Genomic DNA, 19992 nt, shown 5'->3' with positions numbered 1-19992 from the left:
TGCCTGTTCGGGCTCTTCGGCATGCTTGGGTTGTTCAGCACATGTGGGGCCTTCTGCCTGCTTGGGCTCTTCGGCATGCTTGGCCGACAACGCGGAGATCCTTTATCGAGGCCACCGTGAGATCCGCCACCTCTCCACGGCGAGTACGGCGGGAGCCAAACCAAGCCGTTACCGGGTCCACAGAGCGGGCATCCGGCCGCCGGCCCGATCACCACTGCCCTTCCGCCCTGAGTGTTCCGTCGCGAGGCCGCTGTGACCGTTGAATCCACCTCTGCGTCCGGCATAAGCGCCGCCGCCACTGCCGTCGGCACTGCCTTGGGCAGGGGCACCACTGAAACCGCCTACAGCACAGGGACCGCCGGCACCGCGTCCAGCGTGAGCGCCGCCGGCACAGGCATTGTCAGCGCCGCATCCGGTGTGGGCGCCGCCGATACAGGCATTGTCAACACCGGGGTGAGCGCCGCCGGCACAGGCACCGTCAACACCGGGGTTAGCACCCCCGGCACAGGCACGGCCAGCGCCGCCTCCGGGGTGAGCACTGCCGGCACCGCCTCCAGTACAGGCGCCGTCAACACCGCGCAGGCGCTCGACAAGGCCCTGGCCGCCGAGCACGCCGCCGTCTACGCCTACGGTGTCGTGGCGGCCCGCGCCAAGGGCCGCACCAAGATCCTCGCCACTGCGGCCTTCGACGCCCACCGCGCCCGCCGCGACGACCTCCGCGCCATGATCACCACCCGCGGCGGCACCCCACCCGAAGCCGAGGCCGCCTACACCCTCCCCGTGATCCCGGCCAACGAACGCGAGGCCACCGACCTCGCCACCTCCGTGGAAGACGGCATAACCGCCGCCTACCTCGAACTCACCGCCGTGGACGACCCCGTCATCCGCCGCCAGGCGGCCCTGGCCATGCAGGAATCGGCCACCCGAAGATTCTCCTTCCGCCCGGAAATCCCCAAGGCCCTCCCCGGCCTGAGCTAAACCCAAGGCCCCCGCCGTACTCCCCCTACCGGGCGCCACGGTCGCACGCACTGCTCAGCCGCAACGGCATCGCGCCACGCCTCCCCTGACCTGCCCAGCGCCCCACAGGCACCCGTGCCGAAGGCCGCCGCACGCGCATGCGCGAAGCCGGGTCCTCCTCATCGCCCTGGGCAACCCGGTGCGCCCCGGCGCACGCGCGATGCCCGGAGCGCGATCCACCAGGTGATCGACCGTCACGTCCTTCGGGCCCCACACGCGCGTGCGCGGAGCCTGGCCTCCTCGTCGCCCTGGGCGACCATGTGCCCCCGACGCACGCGCGGGCGCGGAGCAGGGCGCACCCATTGGCCCGACGCACGCGCGCGGAGCGGGGTCCTCCTCGTCGCCCTGGGCGACCCGGTGCGCCCCGACGCCACGCGCGGGCGCGGAGCGGGGTGCGCGCCGAGATCCGGCGGGCGCAGCACATGCCCGATGCACGCGCATGCGCGGAGCAGGGCGATGAAGTTGACGGCGCCGAGGATGGCGCCCAGACGCACGCGTGCAAGTGAAGCGGGGTCGACCAGGTGATCGACCGTCACCTCCTTCGGCCTCGCGCACGCGCGGGCGCGGGGCGGAGCTATGGCCCCGGTCTAGTAGGTCCTGCGGGCGGGGAGTCGTGGCGATGCCGCAGCAGGTATTCGTCGGCGGTAGGCCCGCACGGACGCGGAGCTCACGGCGGCCGATGCCGCGATCAAGCATTTCCCGCGCACGCGCGGGCAGGGAGCGGGAGCGCGCCGAGATCCGGCAGGCGCAGCACATGCCCGGCACACGCGCGTTGTGGAGCCGGTGATGAAGTTGACGGCGCCGAGGACGGTGCCCCAACGCACGCCTGTGAGCGGAACGGGGCTTGGCCCCGTGTCCCTGTGAGAGCCCGTGCCCAGGGGAAGGGAGGGCCGTGAGCCCCGGCGTCCCGGCCGGGGGCAGCGTCCTAAGACAATGCTCGTGCACCGGACGTCTGTGTCTTGCGGCCTGGGCGGGCGGCTCAGTGTCATCGTGTCCTGCTCCGCGGGCTTAGCGGAGCCCCCGAACCCGCAGGGGCGGCGATCTCCACCGCTCGTCGGGGCCGCCCATACCAAGGGAGCCCCGCCGCCCGTGATCAGCCGGATAAGGCAGATGTGAGCTCCAAGGGGGTCACGTGACCCCCTTGGAGCACGTGGGTCAGTCCCGGCAGGCCGCGTAGACCAGGTTGGCGGCGTCGGCCAGGGGGATCTCCTGTTTGGCGCCTGTGGCGCGGTTGCGGAGTTCGGCGATGCCTTGGGAGAGGCCGCGGCCGATGACGACGATGGTCGGCATGCCGAGGAGTTCGGCGTCCTTGAACTTGACGCCGGGGGACACGCCGGGGCGGTCGTCGACGAGGACTCGCAGGCCTTTCTGCTCGAGTTCGCCGGCGAGCCGGAGGGCGACCTCGATCTGGTTTTCCTTGCCCGTGCCGACGATGTGGACGTCGGCGGGGGCGATCTCGCGGGGCCAGACGAGGCCGAGGGCGTCGTGCTGCTGTTCGGCGATCACGGCGACGGCGCGGGAGACGCCGACGCCGTAGGAGCCCATGGTGATGCGGATGGGCTTGGCGTCGGGGCCGAGGGCGTCGAGGCCGGCGGCGTCGGCGTATTTGCGGCCGAGCTGGAAGATGTGCCCGATCTCGATGCCGCGGTCGATGGTCAGCGACTCGCCGCAGCGGGGGCAGGCGTCGCCGGCGCGCACCTCGGCGGCCTCGATGACGCCGTCGGGATGGAAGTCGCGGCCGGCGACGACGTGGGCGGCGTGGCGGCCGGGTTCGTTGGCGCCGGTGATCCAGGAGGTGCCGGTGACGACGCGCGGGTCGACGAGGTAGCGGATGCCGAGCTCGGCGAGCACCTGCGGGCCGATGTAGCCGCGCACGAGGCCGGGGTTGGCGGCGAAGTCGGCCGCCTCGAAGATCTCGGGCTCGCCGGGCGCGAGGGCCGCCTCCAGGCGCTTGAAGTCGACCTCGCGGTCACCGGGCACGCCGATGACGAGGGTCTCCTTCTTGTCGGATCCGGGGGTGGTGACCTTGACGACGACGTTCTTGAGCGTGTCGGCGGCGGTGGCGCCGAGGCCGTGGTGCTCGTTGACGTAGGTCACGAGGCTTTCGATGGTCGGGGTGTCAGGGGTGTCGAGCACCTCAAGGGCGGGGAGGCCGCCGAGGTCGCGCGCGGGCGGGGCGGGGGTGGTGACCGCCTCGGCGTTGGCGGCGTAGCCGCAGTGGTGGCAGGCGACGAAGGTGTCCTCACCCGTCTCGCAGGGGGCGAGGAACTCCTCGGAGGCCGAGCCGCCCATCGCGCCCGACGTGGCGAAGCAGATCTTGTAGGCGATGCCGAGCCGGTCGAACAGCCGGATGTAGGCCTCGCGGTGCTGCTCGTAGGAGCGTTTGAGGCCGTCGTCGTCGAGGTCGAAGGAGTAGGAGTCCTTCATCACGAACTCGCGACCGCGGAGAATGCCGGCCCGGGGCCGAGCCTCATCGCGATATTTCGTCTGGATCTGATAGAGGATCACCGGATAGTCCTTGTAGGACGAGTATTCGCCCTTGACCATGTCGGCGAACATCTCCTCGTGGGTGGGTCCGAGAAGATAATCGGCGCCCTTGCGATCTTTCAGCCGGAAGAGCACGTCGCCGTATTCGGTCCACCGATTGGTGCGCTCGTAATAATCGCGCGGCAGGAGCGCGGGGAAGAGCACCTCCTGCCCGCCCATCCGGTCCATCTCCTCGCGCACGACGCGGGTGACGTTTTCGAGGACGGCCTTGCCGAGCGGCAGCCACGAATAGATCCCGGGAGCTACCCGCCGGACATATCCGGCCCGCACCAGGAGCTTGTGGCTAGGGACTTCCGCGTCTGCCGGGTCGTCCCGCAGGGTGCGAAGAAACAACGACGACATGCGCAGCAGCACGGCCACTCCTTGCTCAGACCTCGAGGTGAGGCGCTTCCCTTGGGGGCATACAGGCTACCGAGTCCGCGGCCCCCCGCTCACCTCGAACGACCCAGACACCCTGCCCTAGGCGCTCACAAAGCGAGAGGCAGTGCCGCGACCCCCGCCGTGGTGGCGGCGACGCCGAGGGCACGTGCCCTGGCGACGAGCCTGCGGCGCAGCACGAAGACCATCGCGACGGCGACCACACCGACGAGCGCGGCGGGCAGCGGCCAGAACCCCGCTCCCGAGCGGGCGATCAGTCCGGGGGTGGCCCGGTCGACGATGTCGGCCAGCACAAGGCCGGCGATCAGTCCCACGGCGACGTCGCCCCAGACGTCGATCCTGCGAGAGGCGTAGGCGAGAAGCGCGAACAGGAACAGCACCAGCAGGATGAAGTTGAGCCCGAGCGCGCTGCCTCCGACGGAGTCGAAGTTCCACTGCCCGGTCAGCGCCAGGCCGCCCATCGTGGAGACGAGCGGGGCGAGCGCCGCGAGCAGCCCGGCGAGCATGGCCCACCCCACGCCGGAGGCGGTCATTCCCACGATTACCGCGAGAGCGTAATAAGCGTAGGGATCGAATACCTCTTGGATCGGCACGAGATCCACAGTGTGCACAAACCAGCCGACGATCCCGACAAGGAGGCCTCCGGCGAAGGCCGCGAGCAAATGACGCAAGATCGCACGCTGAGCGCGGTCGTAAGCCGCGAAATCCGCGTAGTCAATAGCGATCTTCTTATGGTGATCCTTCATATCGTGAGCCACCATCCCCCAGTCATGCACTCATCGGTGGCAGGTAACGAGTTTATATACCCGGACAAGAAAGTGCAATTGGGATGGACTGTAAACTATTCCCGTACACAAGCAACCGCTTGGTTGTGATGGCGGAAACCGCTTACCCCACGGGGCCGGCGCTCGCACCGCGAGCCGATCACGCGAGCCGGCCCGCGATGAAAGATCTTTGAGGTCAGCCGCCGAGCAGCTCCTCCCATGGAAGGCGGGCCGCCGGCCGGCGTGTGGTGTCGAGAGCCGCGGACATGCGCCACAGCGCGGGCTGCGACCGGCCCCCCTCCCGGCCGGCCGGGTCCACCGCCCGCAACTCAAAGGCTACGCCCATCGCCAGGAAACGTCCCGTGTCCCGCGTCTGCGGTTCGACCGGCTCGACGAGGCTCTCCCCCGTGCCGGGATCGTGGAGCTGCTCGGCGAGGAAGGTCACCATCTCCTCGGCGTACGGACCATCCCGCCACTCCACATTCCAGCTCAGATCAGCCCCACGCCACCATGTGAGATCACGGCAGGTCTCCAGCAGCTCGGCCTCACCGGCGAAGGCGGCCATCACCCGCCCCAGCGCCTCATATCGCCGCGCGGCGGCAGCGGGGGTCTCTCCCTCGACGACCGGAATCTTCGCCTGAATGTCCGGACGCACAACAGGAATCGGGCGTATCTCCGGGAACGTGCCACCCTTCCCCCGCCTCGCACCGTGCTTACGCCGCTTCGCCGACCGTGATCTCGCCATGGCTGAGTATTCTTCACGCTTCCCACCCCACCGGGGACCCGGGTGGCGCGCCTCAGGCGCCGCCGGGTTCGAATGCCGGCACACCGGAGCAGGTCAACGGCAGGCCGACCGCATGAGAAGGTGTGGTCTCCGCCGCCGTGCCGCCTGGTGCCGGGGCACCTGGTTGATGGAGAATCACGCTAAGGCTGAGCGCTTTCCCCCGATCTGTGGTGAAAGGGGAAGTGTTCACTCCCACCACTCCCCCGGGAGGTAATCCGTGCCGCTCAGTGTGGCGATCGTCGGATCAGGACCGGCCGGGCTCTACACCGCCGAGGCCCTGATCAAGCAGTCTCGCGAGCCCGTCGAGGTCGATGTGCTCGAACGGCTGCCCACCCCTTATGGTCTTGTGCGGTACGGCGTGGCTCCCGATCACACGTCGATCAAGTCGATCGCCGAATACCTACGCCGCGTTCTCGAACTCCCGAACGTCCGCTTCCTAGGCGGCGTCGAGCTCGGCCGCCACGTCTCGACAGCCGACCTGCTGGCCTGCTACGACGCGGTCGTCTACACCACGGGCGCGATGGTCGACCGGCACATGGGCATCCCCGGCGAGGACCTGCCCGGCAGCATCGCCGCGACGGACTTCGTCAACTGGTACTGCGGCCACCCCGACATGCCGGCCTCGGCCTTCACGCTGGACAGCCCCGAGGTCGCGGTGATCGGCGTGGGCAACGTCGCAGTGGATGTCGTGCGGATCCTCGCCAAGACCGCCGAGGAGCTGCGCGACACCGACGTGCCCGATGAGGTGCTCAGCCGGCTCGCCATCAGCCAGGTGAAGGCGATCCACATGATCGGGCGGCGTGGCCCCGAGCACGCCAAGTTCACCCTCAAGGAGCTGCGCGAGCTGGGGGAGCTGGCCAACGCCGACGTGTGTGTGCGGCCCGACGAGGCGGCCACCGGCGACGTCTCCGGCCTGTCCCGGCAGATCCGCGGCAACGTCGACGTGCTGCGGAGCTGGGCGGCACGCGTCCCCGAGGGGCGTCCGCGCCGGCTGGACGTCCGGTTCTGGATGCGCCCGGTGGAGATCCTCGGCACATCCCGGGTCGAGGGGCTGAAGCTGGAGCGCACCATCCTTTCTGACGGCAGGGTGGTCGGCACCGGGCAGTTCGCGACCATCCCCGTGGGCATGGTGCTCCGGTCGGTGGGCTACCAGAGCGTGCCGCTGCCGGACGTGCCGTTCTCCGAGGCCACCAAGACCGTGCCGCACGAGGCGGGGCGGGTACGGCAGCGCGAATACGTCGCGGGCTGGCTCAAGCGTGGCCCGACGGGCGTCATCGGCACCAACAAGTCCGACGCCGCCGAAACCGTCCGCACCCTCCTGGCCGACTTCGACGGCCTGTCCCGGCTGCGTGAGGAGCCCTCTCAACACCCCGTGGACACCCTTCTCGCCGCCCGGAACGTCACACCTGTCACTTATGACGACTGGTTGGCCATCGAGACGGCGGAGGCGTCGCTGGCGCGCTCACTCGAACGGGGCGCACGGGTCAAACTGACCGGTCTGCCCGCGATGTACACCGCGATGGGCCGCGACCTCCCCTGAACCCGGCCGTCGGCGGGCGTCAGCGACCCGGCCGGCGGGCGTCAGCGCCCGTCGATCAGGTCGCGCCAGCGGCGCACACGGCCCGCCTCGACCGGGGCCGACCACGAGTTGCGTACGGCGGAGCCCACGTGAAACGCGCGCACCCCGTAGTCCAGCAGCGGGGCCACGTGCACGGGCTTCAGGCCGCCGCCCGCCATGATCAGGGCGCTGTCCCCCGCCTCGGCGCGGCCGCGCAGCACGCCGAGCCCGTCGCCGATGCCGCCGGGCGCGCCCGAGGTGAGGACGGTGGCCAGGTTGGGCATCAGCCGTACGGCACGCCAGGCGGCCTTCCTGTCGACGGCGTGGTCGACGGCGCGGTGGAAACTCCACGGCAGCGGCGCGACGGCGTGGATCAGCGCCTCGGTGGCGGCGCGGTCGACCGCGCCGTCGGCGTCGAGGAAGCCGAAGACGAACCCGGCGGCGCCCGCCGCCTTGAGCTCCGCGGCGGACTTCACCAGACCGGCCAGCGTCTCCTCGTCACAGGTGAACCCGGCCGCGGGGCGGAGCATCACCATCTGCGGCAACGCCGTACGCCCGGCGATCGCGGCCACGGTCTCGGCCGCGGGGGTCAGCCCGTCGGACGCCATGTCGGCGACCACCTCCAGCCGGTCCGCGCCTCCCTCCTCGGCGGCCACGGCATCGCGTACGTCGAGTGCTATCACCTCAAGCAGGGACCCGGTCATGGTCTGAGGCTATCGGGTGGGGTTTGTTCCATGAACACCTCGGCGGCACAAGATTTCCTGGAACGGTGACGCCCCTGGTCCGGGCCCCACGGGCAGGTACCCGGACCGGCGGCACTGGGCACTCGTCGTCTGTGCCGTGCCCCGTCGCACGGGGACAAGGCCTCAAGACACCGACGAAGAGGGCCCGTCTTGTCGATTTGTGGGAGTGGTGCGGCTAGCCCTTGGCGGAGATCAGCAGGGAACGGCCACCGTGAGTGGCCAGGTCACGGAGGGCGACCTTGGCCTCGCCTCCGCGCATGCCGGCGGGCCGCTGGAAAAGCGCACCCGAGGCGCGGTGCGGCAGGTCCACCGTGCGCAGGTGACGGAAGCGGCGGCCCATGTAGTAGCGCTGGAGCCGCAGGTTGTCCTTCGAGCAGTCCAGGCGCAGCCAGCGCCCGCCGGCCGCGACCACACGCAGGCCGGCCCAGTCGAGTAGAGCGTCGCCCACACCGTGGCCCGCCCACCGCCGGGCGATGGCGAGCTTGTGCACGTAGAGGCCCGAGCCGGGTTCGTCGGCCGGGGTCCAGAACTCGGTGTCGGCGTTGTCGTCCAGGGCGACGACGGCGGCGAGCCCGGGGGACGCCTCCGGTCCGGCGAGGCGGGCGACTCCGTCGGCGGAGGTCGGGGCGTCGCCGAAGCGGGCGGCGGGCACGTGGTCGATCCGATACGCAGAGTCCTCGACGACGTAGAGCACGCGGTCCTCGATGAGCGGCTCGATGCGCTCGGCACCGAACCCGCCCCTCGGCCACTGCCGCACACCGAGCTGGTGCAGCCACTCGGCCGCCTCCGCGAGAACGCCCAGTACGGCGGTGAGGTCCGCACTGTCGGCACGGCGCAGGGTGAGGGGGTGAAGAGCGGTTCCTGCGTGCATGATGTGTCCCTTTCGAATGGAGGGGGGTCTGTTGCGCAGAATGGCCATGGGTGATGCAGTGAACACGGAACGTAGCCGTGCGATAACGCACGGCTTTCGTACGGATAAATCATGATTTGGGACCGAATGCACGGGCTTATCAGCGCATGCGAAAAAAGCGGCCGATCGCTAGGTAGCGATCAGCCGCTCAAACAGTCCCGTGTCCCCCCGGACCACCCCCCGTCGAGAGGGAAGGTCACCGGCGCGTCAGCTCATACCTGATCAGGTGTTTGTCCGCCGGAAGGACCGACACTGCGACGCGCACAGGAAGGTCGTCGGGGTCGTAACCGACCCGGATGTAGACCACGACCGGAGTGCCCGGCTCAAGCATCAGGCGCTGCGCCTCGGCCGGGGTCGGCATACGCGCGGAGATGTCGTCGACGATGCGGACCTGCGGGTGTCCCAGCTCGTCGAGCACCCGGTTGGCCCCACGCATGATGTCGCCGGGGCGCGCGATCTCCGAGCCGGCGACGAGGGAGAGGGGGAAGTAGGAGTCGTTGGTGTTGTAGGGCTGGCCGTCCACGAACCTCAGCCTCTTGCGCACCACCGCCAGCCCGTCGTCGGCCAGCTCCAACCGGATGGCGACATCCTCCGGGGGCGCCACAATCGAGACCTCGATCACCTGGCCCGGCAACCGGCCCTCATGGGAAACCGCGTAGGCGAACGCCTCGCGTGGCCCCCCTTCGGACTGGGGCTCCAGCTCCCGCTGGGGATACATCAACAGGGGACGCCGGTCTCGCACCACCGTGCCACGCCGCGGCGTGCGGGTCACCAAACCCTCGTTGACCAGCTCACCCAAGGCCAGCCGCACCGTGTTGCGGCTTACCCCGTGCGAATGCATGAGGTCGGCCTCGGTCGGAAGCTGATCTCCAGGACCGAGATCACCGGAGTAGATGGCCCTCCGGAGTTCCGAAGCCACCTGCTGGTACAGCGTCGACCGTGCCACTTTCACCCCTTTTGTGCCAACAAATTTAGACGATCTGCTTCTAGCGTGGAACAACCTCTTGACCGCGACCCGTCATACCCGCATTATCCAAACGTTGGTACAAATCCATCGAAAGGTCGGCGAGGAGTGACGACCGGTGCTGTCGGCGTGAACGGACTCTCCGCACCCGCCCAGGCACGACCCCGGCGAAGCAGCGCGTCTACTGCGTTGCGGGCTGCGCCGCACGGGGCTCACCCACACCTATCAGAGCACCAGGAGTGGCTTGGGCCGGTTGCCGAGATGTCCGTCAGATGCAGAAGCGGACCATTCTCCGAGCTTCAGCGAAGAATGTGACGTCCGTGCCGTCCCGCATACGACCCGGCGGAACGGCACCACGCATCGCCGAACGACATCGGTCTCTCCGGCCCCTCTTCCGGAGACACCCCTCACCGAACTCCCCGCGCGAACACCCGGGATAGGACCTCAACCCTCGCCGGGGTCCTGTACCGACGCGCCGGGGTTGGCCGTGTCCTGGCGGGTTCCCCACGCCCGCCAGGACACGGCCCCACTTAGCCCGGCCGGGCCGAGCCGGTCCCTCCGCTAAGTGACCACTCGGCGTGCGTCTCCGGCGAAGACGTGCGGGTCCGGAGAAATCATGCCGATCTCCTCCCGGCACCTCTGCTCACACGGGGCGCCGGCCCGCCCCGCCTTGCCGTACGGGCCCGAACTTTGGCATCCTCCCCTGGTAGACGATCGGGTCGGGGGTTTCACGCTTCAGGAGTTCCTCATGGGAAGCGAGCCGCGTGCGGCGCACATTCTTGACGTATTCGCGGCGGAGTTCGGGGAGTCCATCAAGGCGGATCCCGGCGCCTTCCGGAGGAAGTTCCGGAAGATGGCGGCTTCGCCGTTCGCGTTCTACCGGGGCAGTGCCTGCCTCTTCTACGCCGACATGACCTCGGCGTTCGCCGACGGGTCGTTCCTCGACGACCGCACCCGGCGGGTCTGGATCCACGGCGACCTGCACGCGGAGAACTTCGGCACCTATATGAACGCCTCGGGTGTGCTGGTCTTCAACGTCAACGACTTCGACGAGGCATACGTCGGGCCCTACACGTGGGACCTCAAGAGGCTCGCCGCGAGCGTCGCCCTCATCGGCTATGCCAAGGCGCTGTCCGACGAGGTCATCACCGGTCTCGTCGAGGGCCTGTCGGAGGCCTACCTCACCGAGCTCGGCGGCATCGCGCGGGGCGGCGACGCCATCGGCTCGCTGACGCTCGACTCCACCAGCGGGGTGCTGCACCGGGTGTTGCAGCGGGCGCGGCTCCACACCCGGGTCGCGCTGCTGGACGTCGAGACCGTGATCCACGACTACGACAGGCGGTTCGCCGTCATGGACGGCCGGGAGCCGGTCAACGCGGACCGCCGCGAGTCCGTCATCACGGCCTTCCAGGACTACCTCAGCACACTTCCCCCTCGTCCCGACGGCGGCCGGGCGGTGGAGCACTTCGTCAAGGACGTCGCCCTGCGCAAGGGCGTCGGCATCGGGTCGGCGGGCCTTCCGTCGTACAACATGCTGCTCGAAGGGCACACCCAGGCCCTGGAGAACGACGTCATCCTCTATATGAAGCAGGCCCAGGTGCCGGCCGTGGCGAGATACATCGACGACGAGAAGGTGCACCACTATTTCCGGCATCAGGGCCACCGCACCGCCGAGTCCCAGCGGGCGCTTCAGGCTTATGCCGACCCGTGGCTCGGTTACACCTCGCTCGACGGCATCGGTCAGGTGGTCGCCGAGGTCTCGCCGTACTCCTCGGATCTCGACTGGGACGACGTGAGCGAGCCCGAGGAGATCGCGTCGGTGCTCGGCGACCTCGGCCGGGCGGTGGCCCGCATGCATTCGGTGGCCGACGATCAGTCCAGTCACGACCTGGTCGACTTCTCCACGGAGGAGGCCATCGTGAAGGTCGTCGGCGGCGATCAGGCGGGTTTCACCGGGATGCTGGTGGACTTCGCTCATGAATACGGTGCCCGCGTGCGGGCCGATCACCAGCTCTTCGTGGACCTGTTCCGCAACGGCCTGCTGCCCTGTTGACGATCTCGCAAGGTGTTTGAGGCGCGTGGGGGCTGATGGGCAGGATTTGTGGGATTGTCGACACATAAGTCGACAATCTTCACTCTTGTCGTGTTCTCTCCCCGATGACAGCGTGAGTTCATGTTGAACCGCTTCAAGGTGCTCGTGCCCGCCGCCATGGTGGTCGCGATCGCCTTTCCCGCTGGAGCCGCTTCGGCGGAGCCGACTCCGGCAGCACCCCCCGCAACTCCAGCGACCTGCGACCCCGTCCAGACCGCACCGGCGTATCTCAACAAGGTTCCCACCCCGAAGTCAGTCCTCGGCATCGATCTCGGCGAGCGTGAGGTCACGTCGGCCGAGTCAGACAAACTGCTCATGGCGATCGACGCGGCCAGCGACCGAGTGATCTCCGGCACGATGGCGACCAGCGTCCAGGGCCGCCCGCTCAAATACGCGATCGTCGGCAGCCCGCGCAACATCCGGGCACTGCCCGCGATCCAGGCCGCCGTCAAACTGCTGCGCAACCCGCTCACCCCGTCGGCGGCGGCCAAGGCCGCCGCGAAACGCACCCCGGCGATCCTCTGGGTGGCCGGCAACGTGCACGGCGGCGAGGAAAGCGGCACGGACGGAGCGCTCAAGACGCTCTACGACCTCGCCGACCGGTCGGACTGCGCGGCGAACCGCATCCTCGACAACGCCGTCGTCGTGGTGGTCCCCACGCAGAACCCCGACGGCCGCGAGATGGACACGCGGCGCAACGCGTATTCCTTCGACATGAACCGCGACTGGTTCGCGCGGTCGCAGCCGGAGACCGACGGCAAGCTGGAGCTGCTGCGCAAGTATCCGCCGCAGCTCTTCATCGACGCCCACGAGATGGGCGGCACGGAATACTTCTTCCCGCCGAACGCCGACCCGTTCTTCCACGACATCCCGGAACCGGCGATCGACTGGATCAACAACACCTACGGCGCCGCCATGATCGCGGAGTTCACCCGGCAGGGCATCCCGTTCTTCAACCGCGACGTCTACGACATGTTCTACATGGGCTACGGCGACACGGTTCCGACCACCGCCTTCCACGCGGCGGGCATGACCTTCGAGAAGGGCGGCTCCTCCCCGATCGCCACCCGCGCGTACGAGCAGTGGCTGACCCAGTGGGTCTCGCTGTCGGCAGCCGCCGCCAAGAAGGATGAAATCCTGACGACCTGGCACAAGATGTATGTCGACGCCTTCAAGCAGGGTGTCAACGGCACACTTGAGCCCAACCAGGTCTACAACCCGGGCAACGAGGTCATCACCCAGGTGCCCGACCGCAAGGTGCGGCACTACTTCCTGCGGGCCGACGACCCGGGCAAACGGGCCGAGGCCGAGTCCATCGTGCGCAAGCTCCAGCGCATGGACGTCGCGGTCTTCACCCTGTCACGCCCGCTTACGGTCGCCGACTACAAGGAGTACGGCAGAGCCCCGGCACGCACGACCCTCCCGAAGGGCACGTACTGGATCCCGATGGCCCAGGGCCAGAAGCACTGGATCCAGGCCATGCTCAACGAGGACTCCTACACACCGTTCCCCTACTTCTACGACGTGACGGCCTGGAGTCTGCCGCTGCTCGCCAACGTGTCGGGCGGCTCGTCGGGGCAGGCCATGCTGCCGAGCGCCTCCCTCACCCGCCCGGTGGCGGCGCAGGAGGCAAAGGTGACCACCTCGCGGCGGATCGGCGTGCTGCAGATGGCGGGCGCGGCGGCCAACGCCAACGAGTCGACCGGCTGGCTGCGTCACCGGCTCGACCGTGAGTGGAAGGTGCCCTACAAGGTGCTGGTGCCGGCCGACGTGGCGGCGGGCGGCCTTTCCGAGGTCGATGTGCTGCTGGTCCCGCACGGCTCGGCCAACGCGGCGAACACGGTGCTCGGCGAGGCCGGCCGTACGGCGCTGCGTGCCTGGGTGTCGGGCGGCGGACGTTATGTCGGATGGGACGGCGGGGCCCAACTCGCCGCGCTGACCGGGGTCTCCTCGGCCACGTTCACGGCGCCGACCTCCGACGTGCCGGGTTCGCTGCTGCGGGTGAACGTCGCGGACGGTCCGCTCGCCAAGGGCGTCGGTCGTACGGCGTGGCAGTTCTACGGCTACGACAACGTGATGCGGCCCGCGAACCCGGCGCACGCCGCCGTGTCCTACCCGGCGGCCGGCTCGCCCGACTGGTTCGTGTCCGGCTTCCAGATCGGCGCGGCGGAGCTCGCGGGCACGGCCGCCGTCGTCAACGAGCCGGTGGGATCGGGGCACGCGGTGCTTTTCGCCGCGGACCCGAACTTCCGCGCGTTCACCGACGGTACGGCGAAGCTGGTCGTCAACGCGATCACCGCTGATCTGCCGGGCGCCGCCGCCGACACCCGGGCGAGGGCCGCCCAGGGCGGTTCGCCGGAGGCGGCCGCGGCCGCGGCGGCCATCCCCGACGGGGACTCGCCGATCCGGCTGACGGTCAAGGCGGCGGACAAGGAGAAGGCAGCGGCGGTGTTGTCCGGCCTCGGCGGCACCTGGACCGAGCAGGAGGCATCGGGCGACGCGGTGCGCCTCGTCGTGGCCAACCCCGAGGGACACGGCATGCACGAGCACCCGTGGGCGGCCAAGCTGCCCGGCGCGCTGCGCGCGGCGGGGGTGTCGCCCCTGGCGCTGGTGCTGCCGCAGTGAGGCTCACGCCTTGAAGTACGGTGTCCCCCGCCGACCGGCGGGGGACACCGTACGGCACGGACTCAGAGGCGTTCGGCCAGCGCCTCGGCCAGCGCGGCCGGGGCGCGGCCGGCGCGTTTGAGGTAGAGGTAGGGCTCGGTGAGCTCCAGCTCGATGAGGGCGGGGCTGCCGTCGGCGAGCCGGACCAGGTCGATGCGGGCGTACAGCACGTCGTCAGGGAGTTCGGCGGCGAGCGCCTCGGCGAGGTCGCGCTGGTCGGCGTCGGGTTCGCGGGCCGCCTCCCGCCGCTGCACGTCGCCGGCGACCGAGCCCGGGACCGCGAGCATGGGCAGGCGGCGGATGGCGTGGCTGAACCTCCCGCCGAAGTAGATCAGCGAGGTCTCCCCCTCGGTCTCCACCATGTGCAGATAGGGCTGGATCATGGCGGTGCGCCCGGCCGCCCTGAGGGTGGCGGCGTGGGCGAGGGCGAGGTCGCGGTCGAGGGTGCGGATGGTGTCGCGGGCGCCGGCGGACACGGCGGGCTTGACGACGTATTCCGGCCATTCGGGGAGTTCGCCCTCACCCCAGTAAGTGGGGACGGTGGGCACACGCAGGTCCCGCAGGTAGGTCTTGTCGGTGTTGCGCTCGATCACGGCGGCGGGGTTGAAGAGCCTGGTGACGCCCTCAACCCGGTGCGCCCAGGCGGTGAACTCGTCGCGTCTTTCCACATAGTCCCAGGTCGAGCGGATGACGACTGCTTTGAAGGAGGACCAGTCGATCTCGGGGTCGTCCCACCGCACCGCGTGGCCTTCGATGCCGGCCTGCCGCCAGGCGGCTATGGCGACCTCCCGCTCGTCGTCGTCGCCGCTCGGGTCGGCGAAGGTCGCGTATGCCACCGGGATCCCCATACGATGCTCCTTCCGATCTGTCAGGACTCATCGCATGTTACGGATATGTCAGGACTGGTCAGGTGTCGGGGGACTTCCCAGGGGAAACGCGGAACGCGCCGGGCCCGTAGGCCCGGCGCGCTTATGGGTGCGAGCTTCTAGCTGAAGCGATAAATCACGGTGACGGCGCCGTTGTTGGCGACGCCGGTGGTGCCGTTGATGTTATTGACCTGCGTGCCACGACCGGCGCCGGTGTTGGCCGCGCTCACGTCGGCGAACTGGTTGCCGGACTGCACCGACCCGGTGTTCCGCGTCCAGTTGCCCCAGGAGTCGGCCTGGGCCGGGGTGGAGACGAGCGCGACGCCGGTCGCGGCGGCGAGGACGGCACCCGTCACACACAGTTTCTTGATCACTTAGGACTCCTTCACCAGTGGGGATGGCTTTTGCGAGAAGAAGCGCCGGGGGCACATGACTGGGCCCAGCAGGATCACAACACCCCCTGACTGCACTTGACCTTTCAGGTCAACGCGCATGGCGAGCATATAACCCTGCGTTTACTCGTGATAGCCCTACGTAATCAGATCTTTATTCTGTACGCTCTGACCTGCTAAATCACGACCTATCCGCCTTGCGGATGCGGACCACACGTCACGCTCCGTGTTCGTCCAGGTCAAGGGCGAGGCTTATGCCGTACCGAAAGATCACCAGAGAACGGTACGGCGCACGTCCGTGACCCCTTCGGACGTGCGCCATACACGACTGTGGCGGGTTAAGCGGAACCCTCGCCGATTCCCACGATGATCTCGGCAGCGGCCTGACCGCAGACGCGGGCCGCGCCGTGGGTGGCGATGTGCACCGCGCCGAGGTCGGAGCGGCCGGGCAGGCCCATCTCCACGACGATCGTGTCGGGGCGGGCGCTGAGCAGGTGGTTGAGCGCGTCGGTCTGCCAGGCGTGCCGGTGGGCGTCACGGGCGGCCACGACGAGGGGCCGGTCGGCCGCGGCGGCGAGCACGCTCTCGATCGCGGCGCCGGTCGCCTCGGAGGCGGTGAATCGGGTGACCGACGTACCGGGCAGCAGCTTGCTGAGCGGCTCGCCGATGCCCCACGGCGTGTGCTTGTCGATGGCGAGGTTCATCAACGGGGCCAGCTCGACGACCTGCGGCGGCGCCGTCAGCGGCAGCACGGCCTCGCCGGTCCTGCGGGTGACGCGTACGGCACGGCGCGCGGCCACCAGGCCCACCTCGGACGCCGGCGCGGTCCTGGCACGGGCGTTGGCGGAGGTCCAGGCGGCGAGCTCGCGCACCCTGCGCGCGGCCTCGACCAGGCGCTCCTCGGGCAGCCAGCCCTCCATGACCGCCGACACGATGGCGTCGCGGATGCCGGACGCACTCGCCTCGTCGGCGTGTTCGCCGCCCACGCACACCAGGTCCGCCCCGGCGGCGATGGCGAGGGCCGAGGCGCGGCCCAGGCCGTGCGGTCCCGCGACGGCCTGCATCTCGATGCCGTCGGTGATGATCAGGCCGTCGTAGCCGAGTTCGTCGCGCAGGAGCCCGGTGAGCACACGCGGGCTGAGGGTGGCGGCCCTGTCCCCGTCGTAGGCGGGCACGAGCAGGTGGGCGGTCATGATGGACCGCACACCCTCCTCGATGGCCTCGCGGAAGGGAAGCAGGGCGATCTCGCTCAGCTCGTCGAGGCCGGCCGTGACGAGGGGAAGGGCGTGGTGGGAGTCCACCGCGGTGTCGCCGTGGCCGGGGAAGTGCTTGGCGCACGCCGCGACGCCGGCCGACTGCATGCCCCGGATGAAGGCGCGGGCGTGCCGGGCCACGAGCGCGGGGTCCGCCCCGAACGACCGCAGGCCGATGACCGGGTTGTCGGGGTTTGAGTTGACGTCGACGGAGGGGGCGAAGTCGAAGTTCACCCCGATCTCGGCGAGGTCGTGGCCGAGCTCCCTGGCGATTTCCTCGGTGAGCGAGGTGTCGTCGACGACGCCGAGGGCGAAGCTGCCGGGCCTGGTGCTCCCGTGGGCGACCTCCAGGCGGGTGACCTCTCCCGACTCCTCGTCGATGCCTACGAGCAGGCCGGGGTTTTCCGCGCGCAGAGCGGCGGTCAGCTCGGCGACCTGGCCAGGGGTGCCGATGTTGCGCGAGAAGAGCGCCACTCCGGCGAGTCCTTCGGCCAGGCGACGACGCAACCAGTCAGGGGGTGTGCGGCCTTCGAAACCAGGTAGGAGGACCGTGTCGGCCAGGCGGAGAAGGCCGTCTCCTGGCCGCGTCATGCGTCACCGCGTTTGGGCATGGGGGTCAATCTAATAGGAAACTTTCCTATTTTCTAGTGATCTGACCTCCCGATTTCATACGTACCACGCCCCCGACTGGTCCGGACCGGTGTCTTGACCGGCTCTCCCGACGCCTGTCACACCCCGTTGAAACGTGCCCACCTGGGGCGGGTGTCACACGGCGGGCGTCCCGGGCTTGTCCTTTCGGACCAGCCTCCCGTCCTCCACGCCGAAGGTCGCCGCCGTGCTCACGGGTGACTCCCGCGAGTCGGTCGACTCCACCACCCGGTGCGACACCTCGAAGGAGTCCATGCTCACCTTCCCCATCACATAGCCCCGGCGGCCGTCGTGGAACTTCAGGTGCGGATTGGCGGCGAGCACCGCGGGCACGTCGGTCTCGGGCGGCTTGCTCGTCACCGACGTGCCGACGAACTCCACCCCCACAGCAGGCGAGGCCGGATCGGCGAAGTCCGCCTTGATCTCGGCCGCCCAGTGGTCGTGCACGTCGCCGCTCAGCACCACGAGACCGCGCGGCCGGGCCGCGATCAGGCGGTCGCGGAAGGCCGGGTAACCGTCCCAGGCGTCCGAGCGGGCGCCCGGGTCGCGGCCGGGGATCACGCGCTTGGCGAAGAAGAGCGGCTGCACCAGCACCGACCACCGCGCCATCGTGCCGCGCAGCCGCGAGAGCAGCCACTCCTCCTGGGCGGCGCCCAGCATGGAGGTGTCGCTCCGGTATTGCCGCACGTCGAGCACCATGAAGTCGGCCACCTCGCCGTAGCTGCAGCGGCGGTAGATCTGCAGCGCCTCCTCCGCGGGCGCGGCCCGCAGCGGCATGTGCTCGAAGTAGGCCTGATAGGCGTCGGTACGGCGGCGCATGAAGGCGGCCGGGTCCGAACCGTCGCCGGGGAGCCCGCCGCGGTAGTTGTCGCGCACCTCGTGGTCGTCCCAGGTGGGCACCCACGGGGCGGCGGCGTGCGCGGCCTGCAGGTCGGGGTCCATGCGGTAGAGCGCATACCGGTTGCGGTAGGCGTGCAGCGTCTTGCACTCGGCGGCGCCGCCGGTCAGGGGCCGCATATAGCGGCCGGGTCTGGGGTTCGCGGGCTTGCCGTACTCGTAGATGTAGTCGCCCACGTGGAACACCACGTCGGGGCGCTCGGCGGCGAGGTGCCGCAGCGCGGGGTAGAAGCCGTGTTCGTAGCGCTGGCAGGACACCAGGCCGAAGGTGAGCGGGTCGGTCGACATCGGCCCCGGCGCGGTGCGGGTGCGGCCCACCGGGCTGGTCACGGGGCTGTTCGCGGCGGCGAAGGGGCCGGTGACGAGGAAGCGGTAGTAGTAGTCGGTGGCGTTGTGCAGGCCGTCCACCCGCACACGCACGCTGTGGGCGTCGTCCGCGGTGGCCCATTTGGTGCCGTGACGCACGATTCTCGTGAACGCCTCGTCGGCGGCGACCTGCCACTGCACCTCGACGGGCCGCTCCGGCATGCCGCCGGGACGGTCGGGGTCGGAATGGAGCGGTTCAGGGGCCAGCCGAGTCCAGAGGATCACACCGCTGGGCAGCGGTTCGCCCGACGCGACGCCTAAGGTAAAGGGATAGCCGAGTTTCGCCATACAAAGGATCCTTGCGCACACTAACACGCACCGTGACCGATTTACTGGTCTGAGCGGAGATCGTGACGCCGGAATGTGGCAATGTCGTGTGGTTTTAGCCGGGATTCGATGGGCCACCGAAGGCATGAGCAAGCGTTTAGACAAAGGTCCATAATGAGGATGTGACCACGCGAAAGAACTCCGGCGGCGCCGCGCATGCGACCACCGGTCGACAGGCGGCCAAGATGCGCGCCACCTCCGTCGGCTCGGCGTCCGAGCGCCGCGACCACCTCGTCAAGCTCGCCGCCGAGATCTTCGCACGTAAAGGCTTCCAGGCGACGACGGTGCGGGAGATCGCCAATGAGGCGGGCATCCTCTCCGGAAGTCTCTATCACCATTTCGACTCCAAAGAGACGATCGTCGATGAGGTGCTCTCGACCTTCCTCGACGACCTCATCGGCCGCTACCGCGCGGTGATCGAGAAGGGCGGCGAACCCCGCCCGGTCCTCTCGGAGATGGTCCGCATCGGATTCGGCACGCTCGAACCCCACCGGGCCGCCATCACCGTGATGCAGAACGACTGGAGCTACCTGCGGCAGATCAAGAGATTCGACTATCTCGTCAAAGCCGAGGACGAGGTCGCGCGCATGTGGATCGAGCAGATCAAACGCGGCCAGGCCAAGGGGCAGCTCCGCGCGGACATCGACCCCAAGCTCACCTACCGCATGATCCGCGACACCATCTGGGTGGCCGTGCGGTGGTTCCGCCCCGGCGGCCGGCTCAACACCTCGGCGCTGGCCGACCACTACATCACGGTGCTCTTCGACGGCATGGCCGTCCGGGAAAGCGTCGGCCCCGCGCCGGCGTGACCGCCGGGTGGGC

At 69.3% G+C, this 19992-nt stretch carries 16 protein-coding genes; 5 read left to right on the top strand and 11 right to left on the bottom strand.

Features of this window, described 5'->3' with window-relative positions:
- The first annotated feature begins 252 nt into the window (after positions 1-252).
- Positions 253-978 carry a ferritin-like domain-containing protein gene (locus tag Ssi02_RS38475; protein ID WP_239128469.1) on the top strand — a complete coding sequence of 242 codons (726 nt, stop codon included), beginning with the start codon at positions 253-255 and terminating at the stop codon, positions 976-978.
- A gap of 233 nt (positions 979-1211) precedes the next feature.
- On the opposite strand, the gene Ssi02_RS00315 is transcribed toward Ssi02_RS38475, so the two are convergent.
- The 4 genes from Ssi02_RS00315 to Ssi02_RS00300 all read right to left on the bottom strand — a co-directional run bounded on the left by Ssi02_RS00315 (position 1212) and on the right by Ssi02_RS00300 (position 5451).
- Complete coding sequence (locus Ssi02_RS00315) at positions 1212-1553, bottom strand: hypothetical protein (protein ID WP_204019679.1); 342 nt, start codon at positions 1551-1553, stop codon at positions 1212-1214.
- A gap of 619 nt (positions 1554-2172) precedes the next feature.
- Positions 2173-3918, bottom strand: coding sequence for a proline--tRNA ligase (locus Ssi02_RS00310; protein WP_204019677.1), 1746 nt, complete (start codon positions 3916-3918; stop codon positions 2173-2175).
- Between the two features lie 113 nt (positions 3919-4031).
- Positions 4032-4688 carry a hypothetical protein gene (locus tag Ssi02_RS00305; RefSeq protein ID WP_204019674.1) on the bottom strand — a complete coding sequence of 219 codons (657 nt, stop codon included), beginning with the start codon at positions 4686-4688 and terminating at the stop codon, positions 4032-4034.
- Positions 4689-4902: 214 nt separating this feature from the next.
- Positions 4903-5451, bottom strand: a complete 549-nt coding sequence (locus tag Ssi02_RS00300; RefSeq protein ID WP_239128468.1) for a hypothetical protein — start codon at positions 5449-5451, stop codon at positions 4903-4905.
- A gap of 256 nt (positions 5452-5707) precedes the next feature.
- Between Ssi02_RS00300 and Ssi02_RS00295 the strand changes: the two genes are divergently transcribed.
- A complete protein-coding gene (locus Ssi02_RS00295) occupies positions 5708-7030 on the top strand; it encodes an FAD-dependent oxidoreductase (RefSeq protein ID WP_204019671.1) in 1323 nt (440 codons plus the stop codon).
- Positions 7031-7071: 41 nt separating this feature from the next.
- Here the strand turns inward: Ssi02_RS00295 and Ssi02_RS00290 are convergent, their stop codons facing one another.
- The 3 genes from Ssi02_RS00290 to Ssi02_RS00280 all read right to left on the bottom strand — a co-directional run bounded on the left by Ssi02_RS00290 (position 7072) and on the right by Ssi02_RS00280 (position 9647).
- Positions 7072-7752: a copper homeostasis protein CutC gene (locus Ssi02_RS00290; RefSeq protein WP_204019669.1), complete on the bottom strand. Its 681-nt coding sequence runs from the start codon at positions 7750-7752 to the stop codon at positions 7072-7074.
- Positions 7753-7966: 214 nt separating this feature from the next.
- The gene (locus Ssi02_RS00285) at positions 7967-8662 is read right to left on the bottom strand and encodes a GNAT family N-acetyltransferase (RefSeq protein WP_204019667.1); all 696 of its coding nucleotides are present in this window, start codon (positions 8660-8662) and stop codon (positions 7967-7969) included.
- 235 nt (positions 8663-8897) lie between these two features.
- Complete coding sequence (locus Ssi02_RS00280; RefSeq protein WP_204019665.1) at positions 8898-9647, bottom strand: GntR family transcriptional regulator; 750 nt, start codon at positions 9645-9647, stop codon at positions 8898-8900.
- A 766-nt stretch (positions 9648-10413) separates the two neighbouring features.
- Here Ssi02_RS00280 and Ssi02_RS00275 point away from each other — a divergent pair.
- Together Ssi02_RS00275 and Ssi02_RS00270 are read left to right on the top strand one after the other, a co-directional pair.
- Positions 10414-11718: a DUF2252 domain-containing protein gene (locus tag Ssi02_RS00275; RefSeq protein ID WP_204019663.1), complete on the top strand. Its 1305-nt coding sequence runs from the start codon at positions 10414-10416 to the stop codon at positions 11716-11718.
- A 120-nt stretch (positions 11719-11838) separates the two neighbouring features.
- Entirely contained in the window at positions 11839-14382 is a 2544-nt protein-coding gene (locus tag Ssi02_RS00270; protein WP_204019661.1) for a M14 family zinc carboxypeptidase, read from the top strand.
- A gap of 62 nt (positions 14383-14444) precedes the next feature.
- Here Ssi02_RS00270 and Ssi02_RS00265 read toward each other — a convergent pair whose 3' ends face one another.
- The 4 genes from Ssi02_RS00265 to Ssi02_RS00250 all read right to left on the bottom strand — a co-directional run bounded on the left by Ssi02_RS00265 (position 14445) and on the right by Ssi02_RS00250 (position 19131).
- Positions 14445-15269, bottom strand: coding sequence for an ATP-grasp domain-containing protein (locus Ssi02_RS00265; RefSeq protein WP_204019659.1), 825 nt, complete (start codon positions 15267-15269; stop codon positions 14445-14447).
- 137 nt (positions 15270-15406) lie between these two features.
- Complete coding sequence (locus Ssi02_RS00260; protein WP_204019656.1) at positions 15407-15661, bottom strand: hypothetical protein; 255 nt, start codon at positions 15659-15661, stop codon at positions 15407-15409.
- A 356-nt stretch (positions 15662-16017) separates the two neighbouring features.
- On the bottom strand, positions 16018-17523 hold the full coding sequence (locus tag Ssi02_RS00255; RefSeq protein WP_204019653.1) for a glycoside hydrolase family 3 protein: 1506 nt from the start codon (positions 17521-17523) through the stop codon (positions 16018-16020).
- Between the two features lie 174 nt (positions 17524-17697).
- A complete protein-coding gene (locus Ssi02_RS00250; RefSeq protein ID WP_204019650.1) occupies positions 17698-19131 on the bottom strand; it encodes an alkaline phosphatase D family protein in 1434 nt (477 codons plus the stop codon).
- Positions 19132-19292: 161 nt separating this feature from the next.
- Between Ssi02_RS00250 and Ssi02_RS00245 the strand changes: the two genes are divergently transcribed.
- On the top strand, positions 19293-19979 hold the full coding sequence (locus tag Ssi02_RS00245; RefSeq protein ID WP_239128467.1) for a TetR/AcrR family transcriptional regulator: 687 nt from the start codon (positions 19293-19295) through the stop codon (positions 19977-19979).
- Positions 19980-19992 lie beyond the last annotated feature (13 nt).

The sequence above is a fragment of the Sinosporangium siamense genome (assembly GCF_016863435.1).
In the GTDB taxonomy this organism is placed as follows: Bacteria; Actinomycetota; Actinomycetes; order Streptosporangiales; family Streptosporangiaceae; genus Sinosporangium; species Sinosporangium siamense.
This window is presented reverse-complemented; position numbering and strand designations above follow the sequence as displayed.